Origin of the sequence: Enterococcus canis NBRC 100695 (assembly GCF_001544375.1) — a bacterium.
Taxonomy (GTDB): Bacteria; Bacillota; Bacilli; order Lactobacillales; family Enterococcaceae; genus Enterococcus_H; species Enterococcus_H canis.
Genome location: NZ_BCQJ01000009.1, coordinates 32,977 through 57,243, shown reverse-complemented (window position 1 = coordinate 57,243; position 24,267 = coordinate 32,977). Strand labels below are relative to the sequence as shown.

The window sequence follows — 24,267 nt, the reverse complement described above, 5'->3', positions numbered from 1 at the left end:
TGCCTCCTAATCTTCATAGCTTTCTAAGCGTGCATCAAAATCTTCCTCTGATTCGTTGAAACGCATAACGTGGATATCTTCGGGCTCAAAGTAAAGACCAACTTCACTGCCTTCTTTAGCTTTTCTAGTGGAATGGACCATCCACTCGTTGCCGTCCTCGTCGTAACAGATGATTTCATAGTGAACACCGCGGAACAATTGCGTATCCACTTTGACCTTCAGCTTACCCCGTTCGGAAGTGGTGATAGTCAAATCTTCTGGTCGTAGAACGACCTCGACGGGTTCATTGGGACGCATCCCACCATCGACACACTCAAAACGCTTGCCAACAAATTCTACCAAGTTGTCTTCCACCATTGTTCCGGGCACGATGTTGGATTCTCCCACAAAGTCCGCAACAAAATGATTGATGGGCTCGTCATAAATATCCACCGGTGTCCCGCTTTGCACGATATGCCCTTTGTTCATGACGAAAATTTCATCACTCATCGCTAAGGCTTCTTCTTGATCATGGGTCACGAAGATAAAGGTGATACCTAAACGTTGCTGCAGCTCCCGCAACTCATATTGCATGTCTGTTCGCAACTTCAAATCCAGCGCTGATAAAGGTTCATCTAATAGTAAGACTTGTGGTTCATTGACGATGGCGCGGGCGATGGCGACCCGTTGCCGTTGTCCCCCCGACATTTCGCTGATTTCACGGTCTTCAAAGCCCGGCAACTGCACTAGACGCAGCGCTTCTTTAACCTTTGTTTCGATTGTTTTTTTATCTAATTTTTTGATTTTTAAGCCAAAGGCAACATTATCAAACACATTCATATGAGGAAAAAGAGCATAGTCCTGAAAGACGGTATTGACTTGGCGCTTATTGGCCGGTACGTCATTGATTCGTTTGCCATCAAAATAGATATCGCCTTCTGTGGCATCAGTAAAGCCGGCAATGATTCGTAAAATCGTGGTTTTCCCACAGCCGGAAGGTCCCAATAAGGTATAAAATTTTCCTTCTTCGATTTCAAAGCTGACCTTTTTTAAGACAGACTCATCATCATAGCGTTTGATTACATCCTGAAATTGAATAATTGTTTTGCCCACTTTCGACATCCTTCCTATAAGTAAGAGTCCGTTGCTACAATCAGCACGCGGCTTTTTTTGCTACGGTTAACAAATTGATGCGGTTCGGTTGCTTCAAAATAAATAGCTTCCCCTTTTTTGGCGCTGTACTCCATCTCCCCTAAACGCAACCCAATTTTGCCCTCCAACACATAGGCAAAGGTTTCCGCTAATGATGGCTCAAAAACTTTGAACTCACCGGTTTCGGTGAAACTTAACAGTACGGGTTCCATTTCATTTTCATTTGAAGTGGGAACTAGCCATTCTAACTGGTAGCCATGCTCGGGATCTTCGTAAATTGTCCAGTCTTTCTTTTGATAGATGACCTGTTGCGCCGAGGATTCCTGTGCAAAAAATTCTTCCGGCGTGACCCCTAAGACTTCTAAAATGCTAAAAAAAGTTTCCATTGAAGGTGAGCTGAGATCCCGCTCTAGCTGAGAGATATAGCCTTTGGAAAGGTCTGTCCGTTCGCCTAGCTCTTCCTGCGTCAGATTTTTTTGGACTCGCAGATTCTTCAACTTCTCACCAATCTCCATAAACCCACCCTCTTTATCATAAAAGTTTCGTATTAGTAAACTTCAAGTTTAATTTTACCTTTTCCAGTATACAAATTTCCACAAAAATTACAAGCCCTTTTTATTTGTTTTCGTCAAGATTCAATTGAAACTGTGTCAATCTTTTTTAAAGTGATAATATGACAGTTTAAAAAAAGCGTTTCATTGACAAACTTTTGCCAAACTCATATTATAATTGTAATGTAAATGATCTTTTGACCCAAACAATGACCCTTGTGTTTTGGGTAAAACAACAGCGGTAGTATAACAGGATCCCCATACTAGGGGGCAGCTGTCCTACTACCAGTCATGAAAAGCAACAATAAAAAACAGTAAAGGCTGTGAAAAAATGTCTACTTTTAATGCGTTTGTTGTAACAGAAACGGCTCCTGAGGGCCAAATCACAGAAATTTCTTTTGATAATTTATCAGCTGGCGATACCGTCATCAAGGTGGCGTATTCATCGGTGAATTTCAAGGATAGTCTTGCGGCTAATCCTAAGGGCGGTGTGATTCGCCAGTATCCCATGATTCCGGGTATCGATATTAGCGGCATTGTGGAAGAATCAGCTGATCCGGCTTTACCTAAAGGAACGCGGGTCTTAGTGACCGGCTACGGGCTAGGCGTTAGTCATACGGGGGGTTTTGCTGAATTTGTCCGTGTGCCCCACGAATGGGTGATTCCTCTGCCAACTGATTTTAGTTTGAAGGATGCTATGATTTATGGTACGGCAGGCTTAACCGCGGCGCTTTCCATTGAGGCTTTACTAAAGCAAGGACTGCAAAAAAGTAGTCGCGTGTTAGTAACCGGCGCAACAGGGGGCGTGGGACGTTTTGCCATCCAAATCTTGAAAAAACTCGGTATAACAGCGATTACTGCTCTCACTAGAAAAGATGCAGCCGCTTATTTAACCGAGATTGGCGCTAGCGAAACAGTGACACCCGACAGCTTGTTCCCAGAAAAAACGAAACCTTTAGGCAAGCAGCAATTTGATTTTGTGGTGGATACCGTTGGGGGCGACACAGCGGCGAAAATTTTACCTTTGATTCAATATGATGGGGCAATGGCTATGTGTGGTAACGCAGGCGGTATCCGTTTAGAAACAACCGTGTTACCTTTTATCTTACGCGGTGTGGCGTTACTAGGGATTGACTCCGTTCAAATCAGTCATGAAAAACGCTTGGCAATGTGGCAACATTTAGCCACTGACTGGCGACCAGCTGAACTGGCAGAAAACCACTTGATTTCACTAAGCGAATTACCGGCGACCTTCGCTGCCCTACAAGCAGGCAAACACATCGGCCGGACCATTGTAGAAATTGGAGGCGACTAAGGTGAATCTATTGATAACTGCTGGTGGTACTGCGGAACGCATCGATGATGTGCGTTCCATTACCAACCATTCTACCGGACGCCTGGGTCAAGTCATCGCGGAACACGCGCTATTAAACGGCAATGACGTGACCTACATCACCACGGCTCAGGCTATCAAGCCCAAGCAACATCCCCGCTTAACCATGGTGGAGATTGAATCTACGCTAGATTTGGATCATACGTTAGCCCAGCTGTTAAAAGCTGAAACCTTTGATGCCGTCATTCACAGTATGGCTGTCAGTGATTTTACGCCGGGTCTTTCTATGCCGGACAATGAGCTGATTAGTCGCTTGAGTGAATTGTTGGCAACCTCAGCTTTGAGCACTGAGACGGAAATTAGCCAAGCTTTGACCAGTGCTTTTGCCACCGTCAGCCAAGAGCGTAATACGGCCAAAAAAATCTCTTCTGACGCAGAACGCTTAATTTTATTTTTAGAACAAAATCCTAAAGTGATTAAAATGGTCAAGGAGCTACAGCCTCAGACCCAACTAGTTGGCTTCAAATTACTTGTGGGTGTTTCTGATGAAGACCTATTGCGGGTAGCAAAAGAGAGCCTGCAAAAAAACCAAGCAGACTTTGTTTTAGCCAATGATTTGGAAAAAATCCACGGTGACCAACACCAAGCCATCCTCCTTCACCGCGATGGTGACGTGGAAAAGGCGAACAATAAACAAGAAATTGCCACATTGATCTTAAAAAATATTGAAAAGAGGCAAACAAAATGAGTACAATCCTTTTAGGTGTCTCAGGTAGTATTTCAGCATATAAAGCGGCGGACATCACCAGCCGCTTAAGCAAGCTGGGACATTCAGTCGAAGTGTTGATGACCCAAAGCAGTACCCAATTCATCACACCTTTGACTTTGCAATCGTTATCCAAGAATCCGGTACATACAGATGTCATGACGGAAATTGATCCAGCTAAAATTAATCATATTGAATTAGCAAAAAAAGCTGACTTGTTCTTAATTGCCCCAGCTACTGCTAATACAATTGGCAAATTAGCCAACGGTATCGCTGATGATTTACTTTCTACGGTTGCCATGGCCTTGAAGGTGGAAGTACCGAAACTCATTGCGCCGGCCATGAATACCTATATGTATCAAAATCCCATCATGCAACGCAATCTAAACACCTTGAAGGAAGTCGGCTATCAAGAGATAGAACCCCGGGAAGCTTTGCTGGCTTGTGGTGACTTTGGTCGCGGCGCCTTAGCTTCTGTCGATGAAATTGTCGATCAAGTCCGAGCAACTTTAAAAAAATAGACTAGGAGTCCCTTTATGAAAAATACTCGAACTTTTACTTTGACCGCCATGTTTCTTGGCATCTTACTGTTACTAGCTTTTACGCCGCTAGGATTTATTCCTATTGGCCCGATTAACGCTACAACGATGCATATTCCCGTAATTATCGCTTCCATCATCTTAGGACCTAAAATTGGCGGCTTTCTAGGTGGGACTTTCGGCATTATTAGTATCATTCGGGCGACTATTTTCCCTAATGCTACCTCCTTCGTTTTCTCACCATTCATTCCTGTGATTGGCACGAATTCGGGAGATCTACGTTCGCTGATTGTTGCCATCGTTCCCCGCATCTTGATTGGGATCGTGCCTTACTATGCCTTCAAATTATTGAATCACTGGTTTAAAGCCAAAGGACAGCCAGCCTCTTTATTCATCGCTGGTCTGCTCGGCTCTATCACCAACACGATTCTAGTCATGAACTTGATTTTCTTCCTGTTCCGTGACGCCTACGCGCAAGCGACTGGTACGGGAGTGGATGTGTTATATGGCGCTATTCTTGGGATTATTTTTACCGCTGGTATTCCGGAAGCCATCGTTGCGGGCTTAGCTACTGCAGGTGTTGCGGCGGTGTTGCTCCGCTTGATGCGCAAAAATCCCACCCAACTTTAAACCCTAGACTGTGACTGCTGTCACGGTCTTTTTTGTTGCTTAAAATCAGCGGCTTTTGCGAGTCGCTATTTTCGTATTTCCAGGAACTTAGTGATACCATGAGAGAAGATAAATGAGAGGATGATCATTATGAAAATCTTTGTTGTGGGGGCTCATGGTCAAATGGGTCGTTTAGCTGTTGCCAAACTTGCAGAAGCTGGTAACGAGGTCTATGCTGGCGTGCGAAATCCTGAAACACAGCAAACCGAAACAGCTGAAAATCTACATTACATTAGTTTTGATTTAACTGAATCAATCCCTAAAATGATCGAAGCTTTTACGGGTATTGATCAAATCATCTTTGCTGCTGGCTCACGGGGCCGTTCCCTCTTACAAGTAGACTTAGATGGTGCCGTTAAAACAATGATTGCCGCAGAAACAGCAGGTGTGGAACGGTACCTTTTGGTAAGTGCTGCCAATGCAGACAACCGTAATCACTGGCCTGCTTCAATGCTGGACTACTATATTGCGAAGCACTATGCGGACGAATGGTTGAAAAATCAAACCAATTTAGTTTACACAATTATTCAACCGGTGACTTTGACGAATAATCCTGGGACCGGCAGTATTTCGTTGAATCGCCCGATGGTTAATGCCCATGGAAATGTCAGCCGGGAAGATGTCGCTAGCTTGTTAACCGCCTTAGTCGACCATCCACTGCCACACGAAACCATCGTCGTTTCTGGCGGAACCGTAGCTATCAATGATGCAATCCAACGTTTATAGGAGGTTTTTATGAAAGCTATCTCCCTTGCTCATCCTGGTGGTTCAGATATGTTGCGGTTGGTAGAAATGGTGACACCTCAGCCACAGCCTCATGAACTCTTGATTGAGGTCAAAGCCGCCGCAGTCAACCGGACCGATATCATGTGGCGGGAAAATCGTTCCCTAAAACCGCCCTATCCCATTTTAGGCGTGGAAGTTGCCGGGGTAGTGGTCACTTCACAGGATAGTCGTTTCCCTGAAGGTAGTCGCGTTTGCGGATTAGTGAATCTAGGTGGGTACGCAGAATATGCTGTCATGCCCGCCAACCGGGCGATTCCCATCCCCGAAAATCTTTCCTTTATTGAAGCAGCTGGCATACCAGAAGTCTTTTTGACTGCCTATCAGACTCTCTATTGGCTAGGCGCTTTAAAAGCTGGTGAACAAGTGCTGATTCATGCCGGCGCAAGCGGCGTGGGAACTGCCGCGATTCAATTAGCCAAACAGAGCGGTGCCAAAGTCTTTGTGACCGCCGGTTCTGAAGAAAAGCTGGCCTTTTGCCGCCAACTAGGCGCTGATGTTACCATCAACTACCATGAGGAGGACTTCGCTCTGCGCATAGCCGAAGCCACGCAAGGTGCTGGCGTTGATGTCTTGCTGGATTTAGTAGGTGCCAGCTACTTTGAACAAAACCTGGCCAGTATGGCGCTAGATGGTCGTTGGATTTTAATTGGTATGGTGGGTGGCACACAAGTATCTCACTTAGATCTCGGTGCCTTAATCAGTCAGCGCATTCAACTGATTGGTACCTTGCTAACGCCCCGTAGTGACACCTATAAAGCGCGCTTAACGCAAGAATTTATCCAAGAGACTTTGCCACTATTGGCTAAAGGGACGGTCAAACCAATTATTGACCGCGTCTTTCCTTTAAGTGAAGTCCAAGCCGCACATCAACATATGGAAGCCAATCGAAATATCGGAAAAATTATTTTGACGATAGACTAAAAAAAGCCGGAAGCTGAATTTAATCAAGCTTCCGGCTTTTATTGTCTTAGCGTTCTTCACCAATAATGCGGACTTCGGTTTCCAGATCCACATTGAATTTTTCTTTAATGACTTGTTGGATATGTTGGATTAATTCCACATAATCCGTTGCAGTGGCATTGTCGATATTGACAATAAAACCCGCGTGCTTTTCAGAAATTTGCGCGCCGCCCCATTTTAGGCCCTGCAAGCCAGCTTCTTGAATCAGTTGTCCGGTGAAATGACCGATTGGCCGTTTAAAGACACTGCCGCAAGAAGGATACTCTAATGGCTGTTTTGATTGGCGAGCAAAAGTCAGCTCATCCATCCGCTCTTTAATGGTATCATGATCGCCAGCCTTTAAAGCAAATTGCACCGATAAAATCACGCCCGCTACTTCTTGTAGGTGGCTGTGACGATAAGCAAACTGCATGTCTTCTTTGCCGTAATGACGAATCGTACCATCTGGTAATAAGACTTCGACCCCTAAAAAGACATCTTTGATCTCGCCACCATAAGCGCCCGCGTTCATATAAATGGCGCCCCCGATACTGCCGGGAATGCCACAAGCGAATTCCAAACCAGTCAAATCATGGTCTAATGCTACATAGCTGGTATCAATCAACTTGGCACCTGCTTCAGCTGTAATCACTTGACCCGTCACTTGGACTTGGTTCATTTGATTTAGCATAATAACTAAACCGCGAATACCGCCGTCACGGACGATTAGATTACTGGCGTTGCCTAAAACCAACCAAGGCACGTCGTTTTCCCGACAAAAGTCCATTAGTTCTTCGACTTCAGTAGTCGTTTTAGGAAATGCTAAAATATCCGCATTGCCGCCAGTCTTGGTAAAGGTATATTTTTTTAAAGGTTCATCAAATAAAATCGTGATATGCGTCAATTGTTGTCGAATTTGTTCGTTCACAAGAAATGTCTCCTTCTACTTTCACATGAATCCCATTCTATCACGCTTGACCGACTTCTGCCACCTTTCCTGCTGGTAGCATTTTTTGATGCGTATCACTTACTGCTACATCGTTAATCGTTGGTGTTTGCGTAAAATTTGTTGGCAAAGTTCATGACTCAAGGCATGAACTGCTACGGTGTTACTGCCATTCTGTAAACTGGTTAGAAAATGCTGAACAGCTGGCTCAAAGCCACGGGCTGTTAAGGTTGGCGTCCAGTCTCCTAGTTGAGTGGTTTGCACGCCTTGCGGGCTGTAGAAATGCAGATCTGTTAGATTTTCTAACAAATAAGAGCCACCGCTGCTGGTTACTTCATAGCTTTCCCGATTCGCGCCTGCCTGCATATCCATGGAAGCAATCCCAGTAGTAGTGGCGGTGTGCGCCTGTAAAATCACTCGTTGCAACACTCCTGCTTCTTCAACGATTGTAGAATCCACCTTAATCAGTGGATCATCCAGCAAATATAGCAATGTATCTACCACATGAATGAATAAATCATAAATGGCAAAGGCCGGCGTTTGGGTCGCACTGACGCGGTTTTTTTGCAACACTAATACATGCTTATCCGGCACCTGGTGCAGCTTTTCGACTAGTGGCGCAAAACGGCGATTAAAGCCTACTTGTAGTAAAACGCCCTTGGCTTGTGCTAACCGCTCTAACTCCTCCACCTCTTCCAACCGTTCACTTAAAGGCTTATCCACATATACGGCAATGCCCGCTTCCAATAATTCTTTGACGATTGTGTAATGCGTGGCGGTGGCAGTGTGCACAAAACAGCCTGTAATCCCCACGGCTTTCAATTCCTGCATATCAGCTACTGCGGATAGTCCGTAGCGTTGCGCCAACGTCTGTGCTTTTTGTGGATCCCGACTACACAAGTAGAATTCTGCTTGGTCCTGCATTTGACTATATAATGGTAAATATGCTTTTTGGGCAATGCCTCCTAAGCCGATAACACCTATCTTCATAATGATCCCTCCTACGTTTATTTTACCGCACCAAAACAAAATTACTAGCAAAGCTGTCTGTTTCTAGTAAAATAGAGAAGAGGTGAAGAGGATGAAATGTATTTCGTGGAATGTAAATGGCTTACGGGCAGCAGTGACAAAAGGCTTTGTGGATATTTTCAACGAATTAGATGCCGATTTTTTCTGTCTGCAAGAAACCAAGCTGCAAGAAGGTCAAATCGAGCTGGAGTTACCTGGTTATACCCAATATTGGAATTACGCTGAGAAAAAAGGTTATTCTGGCACGGCAATTTTTGCCAAAGAGCCCGCTTTAGCAGTGACTTATGGTCTTGGTATGCCGGAAGACGATCAAGAAGGACGCGTGATTACCTTAGAATATGCTGATTTCTATCTGATTACGTGCTATACGCCTAACTCCCAAAATGAGTTGAAACGTTTAGATTACCGCATGACCTGGGAAGATGCTTTCCGGCAATACTTGACGGAGCTAAAGCAAAACAAACCGGTTATTTTGTGTGGTGACTTAAATGTTGCTCATGAAAATATTGATTTGAAAAACTGGAAAACCAATCGTAAAAATGCTGGCTTTACTGATGAAGAACGGACAAAATTCAGCGAACTATTAGCGGCTGGTTTTACCGATAGCTTCCGCTATTTCTATCCTGACTTAGAAGGCGTTTATTCTTGGTGGAGCTATCGTTTTAATGCTCGCAAAAATAATGCTGGTTGGCGGATTGATTATTTCGTGGTCTCAGATGATCTGAATGACCGCTTGGAAGACGCCAAGATCCATACAGAAATTTATGGTAGTGATCACTGTCCGGTGGAATTGGATATCGCACTATAAGCACTTGATACAGGAGTCCGTAAGCCTAGCTTGCGGATTTTTTATGTGCTAGCGGCTCACCCTTCTTCTCCTATCAGTAAATCTGCGTTTATTTTAAGTCCGGCAGCAAAAACTTTCTCATACAACTGCTAGATTTTTCTCATCTAATCCCTTGATAAATTGCTTGAATTACATCAAAAAATGCGAAAATTACAGCAATATTTTTATGAAAATGAAAAAGAAAAATTTCTTGTTCTTTTCTCTTCATTTTTTCTTAATCCTTCTCTGGCAGCGTTTTTGTATAATTGAGCCAGAATAGGAGTGATACATATGTCAACAAAAGCGAAAGGTTTGACACTGGTAGGCTTAGTCTTGATGATCTTTACCTCGGTCTTCGGCTTTGCTAATGGTCCAGTTGCCTTTTACTTAATGGGATACGGCGCGATTTTATGGTACGTGCTGGCCGCCATTTTGTTCTTTATTCCCTTTGCCTTAATGATGGCTGAATATGGTTCCAGCTATAAGGGTGAAAACGCCGGGCTTTACACTTGGCTGAAGGAAAGCGTGGGACCTCGGTTCGCCTTTATCGGCACCTTCATGTGGTTCTCGTCTTATATCATTTGGATGGTTTCGACTGCTTCGAAAGTTTGGATCCCTTTGACTACTTTCGTAACCGGTCGTGATGAAACGCAAGTCTTCCATTTTGCGGGGCTTTCTTCTACCCAAATCGTAGGTCTCTTAGCCATTTTATGGATGTTATTCGTAACCTTCTTATCTTCACATGGCTTAAAGCGAATCGTACGCATCACCAGTCTTGGTGGGTTGGCGGTCACAGGGTTAAATGTAATCTTGATTCTAGTCAGCTTAGTGATTTGGTTTGGTAATGGTGGCCATTTAGCCCAGCCGCTGGACCATGTCCTAACCTCCCCAAATCCTAGCTATCAAAGTCCTATCGGTGTATTAGGCTTTGTGGTATTCGCGATCTTCGCTTACGGCGGAATCGAGGCGATTGGTGGATTGGTGGATAAAACGGATAATCCCGGAAAGACTTTTCCCCGTGGCGTAATTTTTGCGGCATTGGTCATTTCGCTTGGTTATGCGATTGGGATCTTCCTGTGGGGAGTAAGTACCAATTGGCAAGCAGTGCTTGCTAGCGACACTACTAACTTGGGGAACATTACCTATGTCATGATGAATAATTTAGGTTACGAGTTAGGCAATGCCTTAGGCTTATCGCAAGCGACGGCGATTACAATTGGTAATTGGTTTGCGCGCTACACCGGACTTTCTATGTTCTTAGCTTATTCAGGGGCTTTCTTCACCTTGAGCTATTCACCACTGAAAACCTTGATTTTAGGAACACCCAAAGAATTATGGCCTAAACGTTTTGTTAAATTGAATAAAGCTGGGATGCCCCAAACTGCTATGATGGTTCAATGCTTGATTGTTGTCGGCATTATTTTCATCGCGTCCTTCGGGACTAGCAATCCTTCTGACTTTTATAACAAATTAACCTTGATGTCTAACGTTTCCATGACACTGCCATACTTGTTCATGATCTGGGCCTTTCCATTCTTCAAGAAGAAAACCGATTTAGAACGTCCTTTTGTGGCCTATAAAAATCACACGGTAACCATCATCGTTTCCGTTGTCGTCTTCTTAATCGTGGCTGGTGCCAATCTCTTCACCATCATCCAACCAGTAATTGAGGCTGATGACGTGGAAAGCATGATTTGGATGTTAGCAGGGCCGGTCGTCTTTACCCTAGGTGGTTTAGGACTATATGCCTTGTATGAACGCCGCCATCGTAAAAATCTGGCGGAAAAATTCCCAATGACCAAATAGTTTTAGTACCATCAAAGCCGCGAGTAATCGCGGCTTTTTTTCATCTCTTGGGTTTCACTTCGTTGATTATCCTAGCTCGTGATACAATAAAAGAAAACACTTAGGAGGCTTTTATGGCACGACCAAAAAATAAGACGGAACTTTTGACAGCCGCCACCCAACAATATACCAAACTACAGCAATTAGTCGACAGCTTACCTGCTGATTTTGCAGAGGAGGATTTTACCTTCTCATCTGAATTTTTAGCTAAGAAGAAAGAAGCTCATTGGACCCGTGACCAAAATCTGCGGGATGTCTTGATTCATCTCTATGAATGGCAGCAGCTTTTACTGACCTGGGTTGCGGATAACCAGCAAGGACAGGCGCGGCCCTTCTTACCGGCACCGTATAACTGGCGCAGCTATGGTGCCATGAATGAAGAGTTTGTCGTGAAGCATCAGAATACCTCTTTAGCAGAAGCCAAAGCCTTACTGGCTGACAGTCATCAACAAACGTTGCAGCTTCTTAGCGACTTTAGTGACGAAGCATTGTTCACCAAAAAATATTATCCTTGGACCGGTAGTTCGTCTTTAGGCAGCTACGGTATTTCAGCTACTTCGAGCCACTATGATTGGGCCATTAAAAAGCTGAAGCAAGCGACTAAAACACAAAAAAATAGCTAATAGTAGTTAAATTTTGTTTATCTCCCACATGATAGGTTGACAAGTAGGCTAATTCTGCGTAATTTAAGATAAGAAATTCAATTAAGGGAGCTTTTTTAAATGAACTTTATCGCCATGGACTTTGAGACCGCCAATTATCAAAAGCACAGTGCTTGTTCGTTGGCTCTCGTCAAAGTAGAAAATAGCCGCATCGTCGATGAATACTACACCTTGATTCAACCGGAAACTGAATTCTTTTGGAAAAATATCCAGATTCACGGCATTCGTCCGCAAGATGTCCAAACGGCACCCAAATTTCCAGAAGTTTGGCAAGAAATTAACGGCTTTTTCCAACCCAATCATCTAGTCGTGGCTCACAATGCCCCGTTTGATTGTGGCGTGCTAGATGGCTGTTTGGATTATTATCAGTTGGAGCGGGCAGGGTATCTCTCCTTATGTACGGTTACGACTAGTCGCAAGCTCTTTCCTGAGTTTACCAATCATCGCCTCAACACCGTTTGTGACGAATTAGGGATTCAGCTGGATAATCACCACGACGCTTTAGAGGATAGTCGGGCTTGCGCCAATATTTTGCTCTACCAAGAATCTCACTTTGGGACAGAACCCTTAAAGAAACTTGTTAAAGTCCGTTAAGCTGGTTGAACCCGCTATATTTGACGAAAATATTAACAGAAAGATAACTCCTATTTGAGAAGCTGTCACTTAAAAAGAAACGCCTAAAATCGATAACGATTTTAGGCGTTTCTTATGCTTTAGGATCAATCATTAAGGCCATCATGTCGACATCTAAAAATGTGCCGTCATCATCCCAGGCACCCCGAATCATGACGCCTTCTTTTTGAAAGCCCATTTTTTCGTATAGATGAATCGCCCGTGCATTGCGGCTTTGGACGGTCAATTCTAGACGCCGAATTTGTTCAGATTCTTCGGCCCAAAAAATGAGTTCTTCTAAAAGAATCGTGCCTAAACCTAAACCCCAGTAGTCCTGTAACACACTGATACCCACCTCACCAATATGGGCGACACGGCGTTCGTCACTGCCCCGAACTGAGGCGGTGCCGACGATTTTATTGTCAGCCAAGGCCAGCAGCAAGATATTATTCGTGGTTTCGTACAACCCCGCCAAGTTCATTGCTAAGGCCTCTTCGGACAACTGCATTACTGCAGGATCGGTTACCAAGTAAGGCGTTTCTTCCGCTAACTGGGCAAAGACCACCGCTAATTCCGCTGCATCACTAGGAATGGCTTCTCGCAGCGTGATTTCGACTTCGCTCATGCTTGCCACTCCTTCATGATTCGGTCCACAAAAGCGGCACTTTGCTGGCCATGAGCGGTTAAGCTAACCGTACGCTCGTGATCTAAGACTTCAATCACAAGTTCCACGTAATCCACTGGCGGCTCGCTTAATAACTGGCCCCACTCCACCACCGCCAAGCCATCGCCTTCAAAGTATTCCTCTAAGCCCAGCTCGTCAGTATCTCCTTCGACACGGTAAATATCCATGTGATAAAGGGGTAAGCGTCCCGTTTCATATTCACGAATAATAGTATATGTGGGACTTTTGATCATCTGCTGGATTTCAAGGCCTAGTGCGATGCCTTTGGTGAGTGTGGTCTTCCCGGCCCCCAACTCACCAGTCAATACCAGCACGTCTCCTGGCGTTGCAACGTTCCCAATCAAGCGGCCTAATCGTTCTGTATCTGCTAAATCATGTAATGTGATCATGTTGTTGCCACCTTCCCTCACTTCTCGTTTTTATCTTGGCGGAAAGGTGGCACTTTGTCAAGAATGAGCTTAAGTCACCCAGCTCTCTTTAGTTACCTTTTGCTAAGCTGGCTTGGTGGTCCAGCTTGATTTGTGCTAAAAGTTCTGGATCTTGTAATAAATCCAACGCTGTCAAACTCAATAATTCAGCGGCAATCGCAATGGACGCGAGTCCCTTTTCACTACGGGCGGCCGCCTTGAATTCTTCTGAATGACCGGCAATAAATTCATCCGAAATAGAAACTGTGGGTTGAATCGTTGGAATTACCTGGCTGACATTGCCCACATCGGAAGAACCCAAGCTGGCCTTTTGCGTCGTCTCAATCTCGGTTTCCGGAATCGCTAATTCCGCCAAATGGGCTGCAAAGACTTCATCGAACGTTGGCGTAACGATTACATCATCCACAGCATTTTGGAACAAGCCAAATTCATAGGTCGCGCCGGTGGCTAAAGCCGCGCCCTTGACGATATTTTCCACCTTTTGATAAACCTCATCTAACGTTTGACGGTTAGCCGCCCGTAAGTAAAAGCGCCCCGCCGCATATTCAGGTACCACATTCGCTGCCACACCACCGTCTGTAATAATGCCATGAATGTTAACATCTTTCGGCAAATGCAGGCGCAAACCATTAATGCCGTTAAAGACTTGAATCAAGGCTTCCAACGCATTGATGCCGTGTTCTGGTGCTCCCGCTGCATGGGACGCGCGGCCATAAAATTTGATATCCACTGGATCATTGGCTAATGAAGCGGTGGTTTTGCCATAACGATAAGCGGGATGCACGCAGAGAGCCGCATCGACATCCGCAAAATACCCTGACCGCACAAAACTTCCTTTGGCCGAGCCATTTTCGCCACCCTCTTCGCCAGGCGTTCCGTAAACCCGCAGTTCTCCCCCCAGATCAGCAACGATAGGTTTTAAAGCAGTGGCGGCGAGCACTGAATATGTGCCAAAAAGATTATGACCACAAGCATGACCAATACCAGGTAAAGCGTCAAATTCTGCTAAAAAGGCAATAGTAGGTCCAGGTTTTCCCGAAATATACCGCGCATCAAAGCCAGTTCGATGCCCCGCCACATCAGTGGTGACTAGAAAGCCTTCTTTTTCCAGTTGTTTCACTAAAGCCGCGGCAGAGTAAAATTCATAGTTACTGACCTCGGGATGATCATGGATATCTAAAGCCAGCTCTTGATATTCTGATAGGCGTTCTTGAATTAATTGGTGGATTGTTTCATTAAATGTTGTTGTTGTCGTCATTTTCTATTCCTCCTTGTTTTTATTTGCGGCCAAAGGTTTCCCAAGCCGGAATGCTAGAGCCTTTTGACGTTTCTTCAATGACTTTTTCCGTTTCTTTCGTTTGGTATGCATCTACGATTTTTTGATAGATTGGGTTATCCACATCTTCTTTACGAACGGCGATGATATTGACATAAGGACGAGAATTATCATCCACAGGTTCTAAGAAAATCGCATCTTTCGTTGGAACAAAGCCGGCGTCCACAGCCACGCCACTGTTGATAACGGAGATATCCACATCACTTAAAGCCCGCGCTGTTTGCGCAGCGTCTAATTCGGAGATATCCAAGTTCAATTTGTTTTCGGTAATATCAGAAGTTGTCGGTGTTTGGCCTTTGCTAGGATCAACTTTGATCAGACCGGCTGTTTGCAGTAATAGTAAGGCCCGACCGCCGTTAGTCACATCATTGGGAATAGCCACCTTGGCTTTTTCCTGCAACTCCTTGATATCTTTAAGCTTATCGGAATAGATGCCAAGGGGCGCATTAACGGTATTCCCGATAGAAACCAAATCGGTTTTATGTTCAGTATTGTAGTTATCTAAAAAGAACTGATGCTGGAAAGAGTTTAAATCGATGGAGCCTTCTGCTAAAGCTGCATTGGGTTGGTTATAGTCCGTGAATTTCACATATTCTAAATCAATGCCTTCTTTTTTCAAGCGGTCTTTGACGCTGTCCCAGACATCCGTATCAGCACCAATCACGCCTAATTTGACGGTGGTATTTTCCTCTTTTGCTTCTCCTTTACTGCACCCTACGGCAAATGTTAGTAATGCCGCTGCTGCGACCACATATTTTACGATTTTCATTTTAATTTCCTCCTAAATTTGTTTTTGCTTAATGACTGATTTTCTTCACAATTTGATTGCTGATAAATTGGCTGATAAAAACTAAGATCAAAATCAGCAAGGTAGCAACAATCGTGATATCCGTTTGGAACCGGTTATAGCCCCGGGAAATGGCTAAGTTGCCTAAACCACCTGCCCCCACAGCGCCTGCCATGGTGGTTAGCCCGATAACATTGATAATGGTTAAAGCGGAAACTCGGACGATGCCCGGCAAGCCTTCAATGAGATAGACTCGGAAGATAATGCCTAAGGGACTGGTTCCCATTGCCTCAGCTGCCTCCACCACCCCGGGATCGACTTCTAACAAGGCAATTTCGATTTGCCGAGCAAAAAAGGGGACGACACCCACGACCAAAGGGACCAAGGCCGCCTTGGCGCCAATCGTCGTACCAACTAAAAAGCGGGTAACTAACGCCAAAAGCGCCAAGAGAATAATAAACGGAATCGAGCGAATGATGTTGATAGTTTTATCTAAAAATTCATAAACTAAACGTTGTTGCAAGATGCCTCGGGGTCTCGTTACCACCAAGACCACGCCTAGAATAATCCCGAAGAATCCTGCCCACAAAGCCGTCCAAAAAGTCATATACAAAGTTTCCTTCGTGGCTTCGATAAACTCGTCAGGAATCTGCCACACATTAGGTAAATAAGTTTCCAGCCAGCTCATATTAATAACCTCCTACGACTTGCAGCGTTTCCTCTGCTCGTTTCAGAATGCGGGTCTTGACCCCTTGCTTTTGCAAATAATGCAATGCTTGTTTCCGTTGGCTCGCCTCACCACTTAAAGTGACAATCAAGCTGCCTAAAGGAACATCCTGTAAAATTTCGATATTGCCATATAAAATATTGGTCACCACTTGGTAACGGCTGAATAATTGCGCAATCAAAGCTTCATTCGTTTGTTCCCCCACATACGCCAACTCCACCAGCCACTCGTCTTCCGCCAAACGGGAGAAGCGCGGACTGGCTAAAATCGTTGTCAACGCTTGATCCACATGAGTTGCCGTGCGGATAAAGTCCTGGGTCAAGGCCTCTTGCGGTCGGCTGAAGATTTGAATACTGGTTCCTTGTTCAATGATCCGACCTTGTTCCATCACAGCCACCTTATTACAAATTTCTTTCACCACTTGCATTTCATGGGTAATTAAAACGATGGTCAAGCCTAGCTGCTGATTTAATTCCTTCAAAAGCGCCAAGATTTGACCGGTGGTTTTAGGGTCCAACGCACTAGTCGCTTCATCACATAGCAAGATTTCTGGGTCATTAGCTAACGCCCGAGCGATGGCTACCCGTTGCTTTTGCCCGCCTGATAGCTGACTAGGATAGGCGTTCGCCTTGTCCGCCAAACCGACAAGTTCCAATAGCTCCGTCACTTTTTGAATCCGTTCCTGTTTCGATTTTTTCGTATATTTCAGTGAAAAATCGACGTTTTCAAAAACTGTCCGACTGTCTAATAAATTGAAATGTTGAAAAATCATGCCAATTTTCTTGCGTTTTTCCCGTAAGGCCTTGGCAGATAGCGTCGTTAGTTCAACGCCATCCAGTAAAACCTGGCCTTCCGTCGGGCGTTGCAAAAGATTGATGACCCGTACTAACGTGCTTTTACCGGCGCCTGAATAACCGACAATGCCGTAAATATCTCCAGCTGTTACGGTTAAATCAACTTCTTTGACTGCTTCAATCAGTTTCCCTTCCTGTTGAAATACTACCGATATATGTTGTAATTCGATCATGAATTGTCCTCCTCTATTTTTTCTGTGTGGAAAAGCGTCGCATTCGTTTCATTTTTTCTCCCCCTATCAAAAAAAGCATCCTCAAGCAAACGAAAAATCATTTGCTTGAGGACGCCTTTTTGCGTGTTACCACCTCAGTTTAAGCTGCACTCACATACAGCTCCTCTTCAAGTACTATCATACTCTAGCGATGTAACGGTCGCCCCCGTCTACCCCTTGCTTGCGCTCGAAGCGAGTCACTCCATGGCCATTTTCCTTGCGTTCCCTCCTGCTTCTTCTCAGCTACCGAAGCTCTCTGTTAAGGAGTTATCCCCATGTACTTACCATTTCATCGTGAAATTATGAATTGACTCTCGCCAAAATAAAAAAAGTCCCTTTACTAGCTAATGCTAGTAAAAGGACGACGTATCGTGTTACCACCTTTATTCGGAAGGTTACCCTTCCCTCAGCCCGACATCTAACGAGATCGGTGTCTCTTGTAACGGTGAGACGCTCCGCTATCGCCTACTTATCGGCGACCGCTTCTCCCGGGCCATTGTTCAATTTGCTGTCATGACTCTTTGCACCAACCAGAGCCTCTCTATAAAGCAGCCAAATCTACTTTCCCGTTCATCGAAGATTTATTCTTTGTTGAAAATTAATTTACAGCAGTTCTTTTTCATTGTCAACACATTTTTCCAATTTATTTTTCATGTTTCACTGGTTGATTTGCTGAAAAGGTTATTAACAAGCTATTTGCGCCACTAAAATTAACGGAAAAAAGAAATAATTAAAAACGGCAATGCACAGCAGAGAACGAGTACGTAAGAAAGTTTTGGCCGGGCTGGCGCTTGTTGATCTTGATAATAATTTGCCCGTTGCTGATTACCTGAAACGAGGGTTCCGGAAAGAATCAACCCTAATACTAGTAAAACTAAGCCCAGCGTTCGATTCAAAGACGCCAAACCAAACAAATGGAGGGCTCCCGCCACCACCGTCGCCGCAAAAACCGTTAACAAATATTTCATCTTCATCCCTCATTTCCTGCTTTCTTTTAGTATAACAGAAAAATTAAAGATAAAAATATTATTAACTGTTATTTACCAGTGATAACAAAAAAATAACTTTGCATTTTAATAACAGCCATTTTTATATTCCAACTAAAATTTTCCTCTTTTCAATCCGTCAATAGCAAAAAAAATCCCTGAGTTCCTAAGATCTCAGGGAGTGATATGATCGTTATTAACCGTTCAATAAAGATTGTGCGGCAGTGATGATAGATAATTTGTAAACATCTTCTTCATTAGCACCACGAGACAAGTCAGAAACAGGTTTGTTCAAGCCTTGTAAGATTGGGCCAATTGCTTCAAAGTTACCTAAACGTTGAGCGATCTTGTAGCCAATGTTTCCTGATTGTAAATCTGGGAAAACAAAGACTGTCGCGCGTCCAGCCACATCAGAATGAGGCGCTTTTAATTGTGCAACACTAGAAACATAAGATGCGTCAAATTGTAGTTCGCCGTCGATCATGTATTCTGGTGCTAATTCTTTCGCGATACGAGTTGCTTCAACAACTTTATCTACTTCAGGAGCTTTTGCAGAACCCTTAGTAGAGAAGCTCAATAACGCAACTTTAGGATCGATATCAAACAATTCAGCTGTTTTAGCGCTATCTACCGCAATTTCAGCTAATTCTTGGGCATTTGGATTAACATTGATGGCACAGTCAGAGAAAAGATATTTTTCTTGATCGCGACCACGAACCATCAAGAAAGCACCACTAGTCCGGCTCACACCAGGTTTGGTTTTGATGATTTGCAACGCAGGACGGACAGTATCACCAGTTGAGTGGATAGCCCCACTAACCATACCGTCGGCAAGACCCATGTATGTCAACATTGTCCCAAAGTAGTTCACGTCTTTTAGGATAGTTTGCGCTTGGTCTTCCGTTACTTTTCCTTTACGACGTTCTACAAAAGAAGCGACCATGTCGTCCCATTTGTCAAAGTTGTCTGGATCAATGATGGTGAAGTTAGATGTTTTGATACCACGAGCATGAGCTGCTTCAATGATGTCAGATTCTTTCCCAATCAAGATCGGTTCTAATAATTCTTCTGCTTTCAAACGAGCAGCTGCGCCCAAAATACGAGGGTCAGTTGCTTCTGGAAATACGATACGTGTATTACGACGTACGATCTTAAATCTTAAGCTATCAAATAGTTCCACGGGATAACCTCCAAAATAATTTTTACTTACACAGTATACAACGTTTCCAAAGAAAATAACAGTTATTTCTACTGTACTAGTCGAAAAAGCCTAATTATGATAACAATTTCACATAGTTCATAAAAATCACTAATACAATCCAAAAAAAATTCTTATACAGTTTGCGGCAGCTGCCAATTGATAGGTGTCTCCCCCAAAGCTAAGAGCGCATCATTGGTTTTAGAAAAGGGTTTCGATCCGAAGAAGCCGCGATGAGCGGACAGCGGGCTCGGGTGTGGTGCGGTTAAAATAATATGGCGATGAGCGTCAATCATGGCTGCTTTGGCTTGCGCAGGCTTGCCCCATAAAATAAATACAATCGGCTGCTGGCGTTCATTCAGCTTGCGAATAATAGCATCGGTCAGTTGTTCCCAGCCTTGACCGCGGTGTGAATAGGCTTGACCACCACGGACTGTCAGCACCGTGTTTAACAGTAACACGCCCTGTTTTGCCCAGCTTTCCAGATAACCATGTTCCACAGGCTCAATCCCTAGATCACTTTTTAATTCCTTATAGATATTGACTAACGACGGCGGCGTCTTGACTCCCGGTTGAACCGAAAAGCTTAAGCCATGGGCCTGATTAGGACCGTGATAAGGGTCTTGCCCTAAAATGACCACTTTGACTTTTTCATAAGGCGTCAGCTCTAACGCTTCGAAGATATGGTACATATCCGGGTAAATCGTTTGATGCTGATACTCCTCTTTCAAAAAATGACGTAAATTCTGATAGTAATCTTTCGCAAATTCTGGCGCTAATAGCTCCTGCCAGCTGTTATGGATAATTTGTTTCATGCGGTTCCCTCCAGTCTTCTTTAGCATACAAAAGGCGTGGAATACTTGCAAACTTTCTTTCGCCGTTCCCTTGAAAAAATGGTACACTAAGGGAGTAAGAACCTAGAAGGAGCTTGATTATGATTAAATTGATCGCCTCTGATATGGATGGCACACTACTTAATAACAAAATGGGGATCAGCCCCAGTAACATCGCCGCAATTCGTGAAGCAGAACGGCGCGGCATCCAATTTATGGTAGCAACCGGACGCGGCTACTTAGAAGCAAAGCCTGCTTTAGACGAAGCTGGTATTTCTTGCGCGATGATCACGGTTAATGGCGCCCAAGTTTACAACAAAGAAGGACGTTCCCTCTTCACCGTCGGGATTGAATCGGCCTTGGCCAAACAAGTGATGGAAATTTTAGAAAACAACCACATTTACTATGAGATTGCGACAACTAAAGGTGTTTTCTCCGTCAATCATGCCCAACGAATCGAAAATGTGGCTGGTCACATTGCCGCAAGTCTTCCTCATTTGACCTATAAAATGGCGATTGCCATGGCAGCGGCTCATTTGGAATTGTTACATGTCCAATTCGTAACCGATTTTCAACAACTGCTGGATGACCCAGATATCGAAATCTTGAAATTCATCTGTTTCGATATGAATGGTCCAAAAGTTTTGGGACCTATTGGTGAAAAAATTGGTCAAATCGAACACTTAACGGTAACCTCTTCTGGCCAAAATAATATTGAAGTCAATCATGCCAATGCGCAAAAAGGCATCGCCGTTAAACATGTTGCCAAGGATTTAGGAATTCCCATGGAAGAAGTTATGACGATTGGCGACAATTTCAACGATGAAAGTATGTTGCGGGTAGCAGGCGTCAGCTTTGCTATGGGCAATGCGGAACCAGAAATCAAAGAAATTGCTAAGTATGTCACCAGTACCAATATCGAAAATGGCGTTGGCGAAGCAATTATGCGGGCAATCAACGAGGACTTATAACCTAGCTGGAGGTGAGCGAAGGTGGCCGAATATTTCGTACAAGAACAACAATTAAGCAAAGTCACACGGACGTTGATCAAGGACGAACAGGGCAAAACCGTTTATCTGATGGTGGGCCGCTGGGGGGCACGGGGCGATGTGCTCTCAATCTACGCCTTAAATGGCGAGCTGCTGGCTTCTATCAAACAGGTATCTTTGACCTTTGGCTCTCGTTTTGAGCTCTATGCGGACTTCAAAAAAGTCGGTGTCATGCAGAAGATCCTCAACTGGAATCTTGATTTTTACTATGTTCAAGGATTGCATTGGGCCGTCGTAGGCGATATCAAGGACCATCATTACAGTATTTATGCCATGAACAAGAAAATCATGCAGATGGATCGTGCCATGCTAATGTCTGGTAATTATTACGCATTGACTATTCCTGAAGAAAAAGATGCACCGCTATGTATTTGCATTTCTGCGGTACTGGACTATTGGCTGTACAATCGCAAAAAAAATAAGGGCCGCAATTATTTTCTAAATTGGTCCACAGACTAAAAAGAGTGTAGGGTCGGCTTTTGCCGAATCCCTACACTCTTTTTAGTGGATTTCTTTTTGCATATGATCATAGCGATGGCCGCTGATCATCATCTCGCCTACTTTTTCGAAGCCCATGCGGCTGTATAATTTGCGAGCCTGTGGATTACCTTCATCCACATTTAAACCTAGCTTTGGCTTAGCTGATTCAGCATATTCCGGCAAGGCAGATAATAATTGGCTGCCAATGCCTTTGCCGCGAGCTTGCTCAGACACAGAAATCGTATCCAAGTACCACTCATCAGGTAAAGTCTCTGGGTCAATAAATAACTTAGCACTTGGCAGACCATGCTTTGCCAATACCTGGTCCAACGCATCATCAATAATTGGCTCATCTTCAGCCGGATAACCAAAAGCCGCCCCTAAGATTACCCCATCTTCTTCTGCCACGATTGCCCGGGCATAACTGTAGCGATACGTTTTATCTAGCCCCGCCTCTTTAAGCCAGGCTAAAATTTGTTCATCTCCAACTGCCGTGACCATTGGTAATTCCATATCTTTTAAAATAACTAGAATAAGTGGTCCTAAAGCATCGAGATCTTCTACTTTTGCTTTTCGAATCATCCGATCCCTCCTCACCTCCAATCTAACAAACCCTTTGCTGAAAGTAAAGAAGCGGCCTTTAAACAACAAAAAAACTGGAGCAATCTGCTCCAGTTCACTTAGTTAGTCTAAAATCGTTACTTTTACTTGACGGCGTCCCCAGACATGACATCTTTCCACACTGTCAAAGTGGACATCTAAAATGTTGCCCTTGATAGCTCCACCAGTATCGGCGGCAATTGCGACACCATATCCTTCAACTTGGACCATCGTGTTTAATGGAATCACGCTTGGATCCACCGCAACAACTGCTGACGTTTGTCTAAGATCTAAGCCAGTGGCAGTCAAATGACTCGCACCAACCTCACGCCATGAGTAAGCGGTAGATTCCATCATCCGTGTTTTTCCACCAGACGGTTGCTCACTACTATTATCATGATCGTTTGATTCTGGTTTTTCTGATTCAGCCGGTTTTTCAGGCTGCGTCGGTTTTGCGGGTTTTTCCGTTGTCTCAGTCGTGCTTTCAGAAGCTGCTTCTGAAGATTCCGTACTTTCCGCCTTTTGTGCTTCTGCCTCTGCCTTAGCTTTTTCTGCCGCCGCTTTTTCAGCAGCTGCTTGTTTCGCCGCTTCATCAGCCAAACGTTTTTCTTCTGCCTCACGAGAAGCCGCTAATTGCGTTAAGGTTGCTTGATTGTCTGAAAGCTGTTGTTTCAAGTTGGAAAGTTTTCCATCTAAGCTGACAGCCTCTTCGCTTAACTCTGTTTCCTTCGTTTCCAAGCTGGCTTTGGTTTCTTTAACCGTTGTTTGTAGCCCTTCCAGCTTGTCTTTTTCGCTGAATAGACTCTCGATTTTGGTCTTTTCCGCATCTTGTAGGACCGTCAAGGCATAAGCCCGTCCGATAAAATCGGAAAAGCTTTCCGAATCCAAGAGCGTTTGCCAAGTTCGTTGATTGGTGCCATTCAACTGCATATCTTGTAACCGTTCCGCCACCACTTCTTTACGTTTCGCGATGGTTTCTTTGGTTTCTTTGATTTGTTTCTCAGAAGTTGCAAGTTTCTTTTCAGCCTTGGCAATATCTGTTTTTAAGTCTTCAATCGCTTGATATTTCTCGTTCACGTCATTCAACGCCAGTTGGATTTCCACACTGATCTCTTCCCCTTGGCGAGACAGCTGGCTTTCCTGTTCTTTGATAGTATCGAGCGATTCAGCCTTGGCAAAGATCGGTAACGACAAATTCAATGCGAGTGCCGCGATGAGCGTCGTCATCATTTTTTTTGCTTTCACTGAAGATACACCTTCCCTTACTTTTTCACCTTTGCTTATTATACTAAGGGAGTAGGCTTTATTTATTTCACGCAGATTACATTTTGTTACAAATCGTAAAGCATTATCGATTTCATTGTAATATTCCTTAATATTTTCTTAAACATTTCAGAAAAAATAGTGTTATGACGCGATTTTTCCGATATCTTTTTTATTACAAAAATTGTCAGAAAA

General features: G+C 44.2%; 27 protein-coding genes and 2 other annotated features. Of the genes, 12 read left to right on the top strand and 15 right to left on the bottom strand.

Annotated elements, in window-relative coordinates; genetic code table 11:
- Positions 1-6: 6 nt before the first annotated feature.
- Together ECA01S_RS11595 and ECA01S_RS11590 are read right to left on the bottom strand one after the other, a co-directional pair.
- A complete protein-coding gene (locus ECA01S_RS11595; protein ID WP_067395674.1) occupies positions 7-1,092 on the bottom strand; it encodes an ABC transporter ATP-binding protein in 1,086 nt (361 codons plus the stop codon).
- A 14-nt stretch (positions 1,093-1,106) separates the two neighbouring features.
- A complete protein-coding gene (locus ECA01S_RS11590) occupies positions 1,107-1,646 on the bottom strand; it encodes a helix-turn-helix domain-containing protein (RefSeq protein WP_067395671.1) in 540 nt (179 codons plus the stop codon).
- A 367-nt stretch (positions 1,647-2,013) separates the two neighbouring features.
- On the opposite strand from ECA01S_RS11590, the gene ECA01S_RS11585 reads away from it, so the two are divergent.
- From ECA01S_RS11585 to ECA01S_RS11560, 6 genes are all read left to right on the top strand, one after another.
- Complete coding sequence (locus ECA01S_RS11585; RefSeq protein ID WP_067395668.1) at positions 2,014-2,997, top strand: YhdH/YhfP family quinone oxidoreductase; 984 nt, start codon at positions 2,014-2,016, stop codon at positions 2,995-2,997.
- Position 2,998: 1 nt separating this feature from the next.
- Positions 2,999-3,763 (top strand): phosphopantothenate--cysteine ligase, encoded by a 765-nt coding sequence (gene coaB / locus ECA01S_RS11580; protein ID WP_067395665.1) that lies wholly within the window; start codon positions 2,999-3,001, stop codon positions 3,761-3,763.
- On the top strand, positions 3,760-4,302 hold the full coding sequence (gene coaC / locus ECA01S_RS11575; RefSeq protein ID WP_067395662.1) for a phosphopantothenoylcysteine decarboxylase: 543 nt from the start codon (positions 3,760-3,762) through the stop codon (positions 4,300-4,302). The genes coaB and coaC overlap by 4 nt, the downstream gene beginning before the upstream one ends.
- Before the next feature lie 15 nt (positions 4,303-4,317).
- Complete coding sequence (locus ECA01S_RS11570; protein ID WP_067395659.1) at positions 4,318-4,950, top strand: ECF transporter S component; 633 nt, start codon at positions 4,318-4,320, stop codon at positions 4,948-4,950.
- Positions 4,951-5,079: 129 nt separating this feature from the next.
- Entirely contained in the window at positions 5,080-5,715 is a 636-nt protein-coding gene (locus tag ECA01S_RS11565) for an SDR family oxidoreductase (RefSeq protein WP_067395656.1), read from the top strand.
- Between the two features lie 9 nt (positions 5,716-5,724).
- Positions 5,725-6,696, top strand: coding sequence for an NAD(P)H-quinone oxidoreductase (locus ECA01S_RS11560; protein WP_067395653.1), 972 nt, complete (start codon positions 5,725-5,727; stop codon positions 6,694-6,696).
- Between the two features lie 46 nt (positions 6,697-6,742).
- On the opposite strand, the gene murB is transcribed toward ECA01S_RS11560, so the two are convergent.
- Positions 6,743-7,642 carry a UDP-N-acetylmuramate dehydrogenase gene (gene murB / locus ECA01S_RS11555; RefSeq protein ID WP_067395650.1) on the bottom strand — a complete coding sequence of 300 codons (900 nt, stop codon included), beginning with the start codon at positions 7,640-7,642 and terminating at the stop codon, positions 6,743-6,745.
- Positions 7,643-7,747: 105 nt separating this feature from the next.
- Entirely contained in the window at positions 7,748-8,650 is a 903-nt protein-coding gene (locus tag ECA01S_RS11550; RefSeq protein ID WP_067395647.1) for a Gfo/Idh/MocA family protein, read from the bottom strand.
- 91 nt (positions 8,651-8,741) lie between these two features.
- On the opposite strand from ECA01S_RS11550, the gene ECA01S_RS11545 reads away from it, so the two are divergent.
- From ECA01S_RS11545 to ECA01S_RS11530, 4 genes are all read left to right on the top strand, one after another.
- Positions 8,742-9,497, top strand: a complete 756-nt coding sequence (locus ECA01S_RS11545; protein WP_067395644.1) for an exodeoxyribonuclease III — start codon at positions 8,742-8,744, stop codon at positions 9,495-9,497.
- Between the two features lie 309 nt (positions 9,498-9,806).
- Positions 9,807-11,321: a glutamate/gamma-aminobutyrate family transporter YjeM gene (yjeM, locus tag ECA01S_RS11540; protein ID WP_067395641.1), complete on the top strand. Its 1,515-nt coding sequence runs from the start codon at positions 9,807-9,809 to the stop codon at positions 11,319-11,321.
- Between the two features lie 113 nt (positions 11,322-11,434).
- On the top strand, positions 11,435-11,983 hold the full coding sequence (locus ECA01S_RS11535; protein ID WP_067395638.1) for a ClbS/DfsB family four-helix bundle protein: 549 nt from the start codon (positions 11,435-11,437) through the stop codon (positions 11,981-11,983).
- A 99-nt stretch (positions 11,984-12,082) separates the two neighbouring features.
- On the top strand, positions 12,083-12,616 hold the full coding sequence (locus ECA01S_RS11530; RefSeq protein WP_067395635.1) for a 3'-5' exonuclease: 534 nt from the start codon (positions 12,083-12,085) through the stop codon (positions 12,614-12,616).
- Between the two features lie 112 nt (positions 12,617-12,728).
- On the opposite strand, the gene ECA01S_RS11525 is transcribed toward ECA01S_RS11530, so the two are convergent.
- From ECA01S_RS11525 to ECA01S_RS11485, 9 genes are all read right to left on the bottom strand, one after another.
- A complete protein-coding gene (locus ECA01S_RS11525; protein WP_067395633.1) occupies positions 12,729-13,259 on the bottom strand; it encodes a GNAT family N-acetyltransferase in 531 nt (176 codons plus the stop codon).
- Positions 13,256-13,708 (bottom strand): tRNA (adenosine(37)-N6)-threonylcarbamoyltransferase complex ATPase subunit type 1 TsaE, encoded by a 453-nt coding sequence (gene tsaE, locus ECA01S_RS11520; protein ID WP_067395630.1) that lies wholly within the window; start codon positions 13,706-13,708, stop codon positions 13,256-13,258. Before tsaE ends, ECA01S_RS11525 begins: the two co-directional genes overlap by 4 nt.
- An 88-nt stretch (positions 13,709-13,796) precedes the next feature.
- Positions 13,797-15,005, bottom strand: a complete 1,209-nt coding sequence (locus ECA01S_RS11515) for a M20 family metallopeptidase (protein ID WP_067395627.1) — start codon at positions 15,003-15,005, stop codon at positions 13,797-13,799.
- A gap of 19 nt (positions 15,006-15,024) precedes the next feature.
- Positions 15,025-15,852 carry a MetQ/NlpA family ABC transporter substrate-binding protein gene (locus ECA01S_RS11510; RefSeq protein ID WP_067395625.1) on the bottom strand — a complete coding sequence of 276 codons (828 nt, stop codon included), beginning with the start codon at positions 15,850-15,852 and terminating at the stop codon, positions 15,025-15,027.
- A gap of 28 nt (positions 15,853-15,880) precedes the next feature.
- Complete coding sequence (locus ECA01S_RS11505; RefSeq protein WP_067395622.1) at positions 15,881-16,558, bottom strand: methionine ABC transporter permease; 678 nt, start codon at positions 16,556-16,558, stop codon at positions 15,881-15,883.
- Between the two features lies 1 nt (position 16,559).
- Positions 16,560-17,624 carry a methionine ABC transporter ATP-binding protein gene (locus ECA01S_RS11500; RefSeq protein WP_067395619.1) on the bottom strand — a complete coding sequence of 355 codons (1,065 nt, stop codon included), beginning with the start codon at positions 17,622-17,624 and terminating at the stop codon, positions 16,560-16,562.
- Between the two features lie 104 nt (positions 17,625-17,728).
- Positions 17,729-17,965, bottom strand: a binding site (T-box leader).
- A 52-nt stretch (positions 17,966-18,017) separates the two neighbouring features.
- Positions 18,018-18,246 (bottom strand) — a binding site (T-box leader).
- A gap of 127 nt (positions 18,247-18,373) precedes the next feature.
- Positions 18,374-18,631 (bottom strand): DUF5316 family protein, encoded by a 258-nt coding sequence (locus ECA01S_RS11495; protein ID WP_067395616.1) that lies wholly within the window; start codon positions 18,629-18,631, stop codon positions 18,374-18,376.
- 214 nt (positions 18,632-18,845) lie between these two features.
- Positions 18,846-19,829, bottom strand: coding sequence for a phosphate acetyltransferase (gene pta, locus ECA01S_RS11490; protein ID WP_067395613.1), 984 nt, complete (start codon positions 19,827-19,829; stop codon positions 18,846-18,848).
- 152 nt (positions 19,830-19,981) lie between these two features.
- Positions 19,982-20,662: a uracil-DNA glycosylase gene (locus ECA01S_RS11485; RefSeq protein ID WP_067395609.1), complete on the bottom strand. Its 681-nt coding sequence runs from the start codon at positions 20,660-20,662 to the stop codon at positions 19,982-19,984.
- A gap of 119 nt (positions 20,663-20,781) precedes the next feature.
- On the opposite strand from ECA01S_RS11485, the gene ECA01S_RS11480 reads away from it, so the two are divergent.
- Together ECA01S_RS11480 and ECA01S_RS11475 are read left to right on the top strand one after the other, a co-directional pair.
- Positions 20,782-21,651 carry a Cof-type HAD-IIB family hydrolase gene (locus ECA01S_RS11480; RefSeq protein WP_067395606.1) on the top strand — a complete coding sequence of 290 codons (870 nt, stop codon included), beginning with the start codon at positions 20,782-20,784 and terminating at the stop codon, positions 21,649-21,651.
- A 21-nt stretch (positions 21,652-21,672) separates the two neighbouring features.
- On the top strand, positions 21,673-22,188 hold the full coding sequence (locus ECA01S_RS11475) for an LURP-one-related/scramblase family protein (RefSeq protein ID WP_067395603.1): 516 nt from the start codon (positions 21,673-21,675) through the stop codon (positions 22,186-22,188).
- Positions 22,189-22,230: 42 nt separating this feature from the next.
- Here the strand turns inward: ECA01S_RS11475 and ECA01S_RS11470 are convergent, their stop codons facing one another.
- Both ECA01S_RS11470 and ECA01S_RS11465 read right to left on the bottom strand, forming a co-directional pair.
- The gene (locus tag ECA01S_RS11470; RefSeq protein WP_067395600.1) at positions 22,231-22,791 is read right to left on the bottom strand and encodes a GNAT family N-acetyltransferase; all 561 of its coding nucleotides are present in this window, start codon (positions 22,789-22,791) and stop codon (positions 22,231-22,233) included.
- 102 nt (positions 22,792-22,893) lie between these two features.
- A complete protein-coding gene (locus ECA01S_RS11465) occupies positions 22,894-24,039 on the bottom strand; it encodes a 3D domain-containing protein (protein ID WP_444542297.1) in 1,146 nt (381 codons plus the stop codon).
- Positions 24,040-24,267 lie beyond the last annotated feature (228 nt).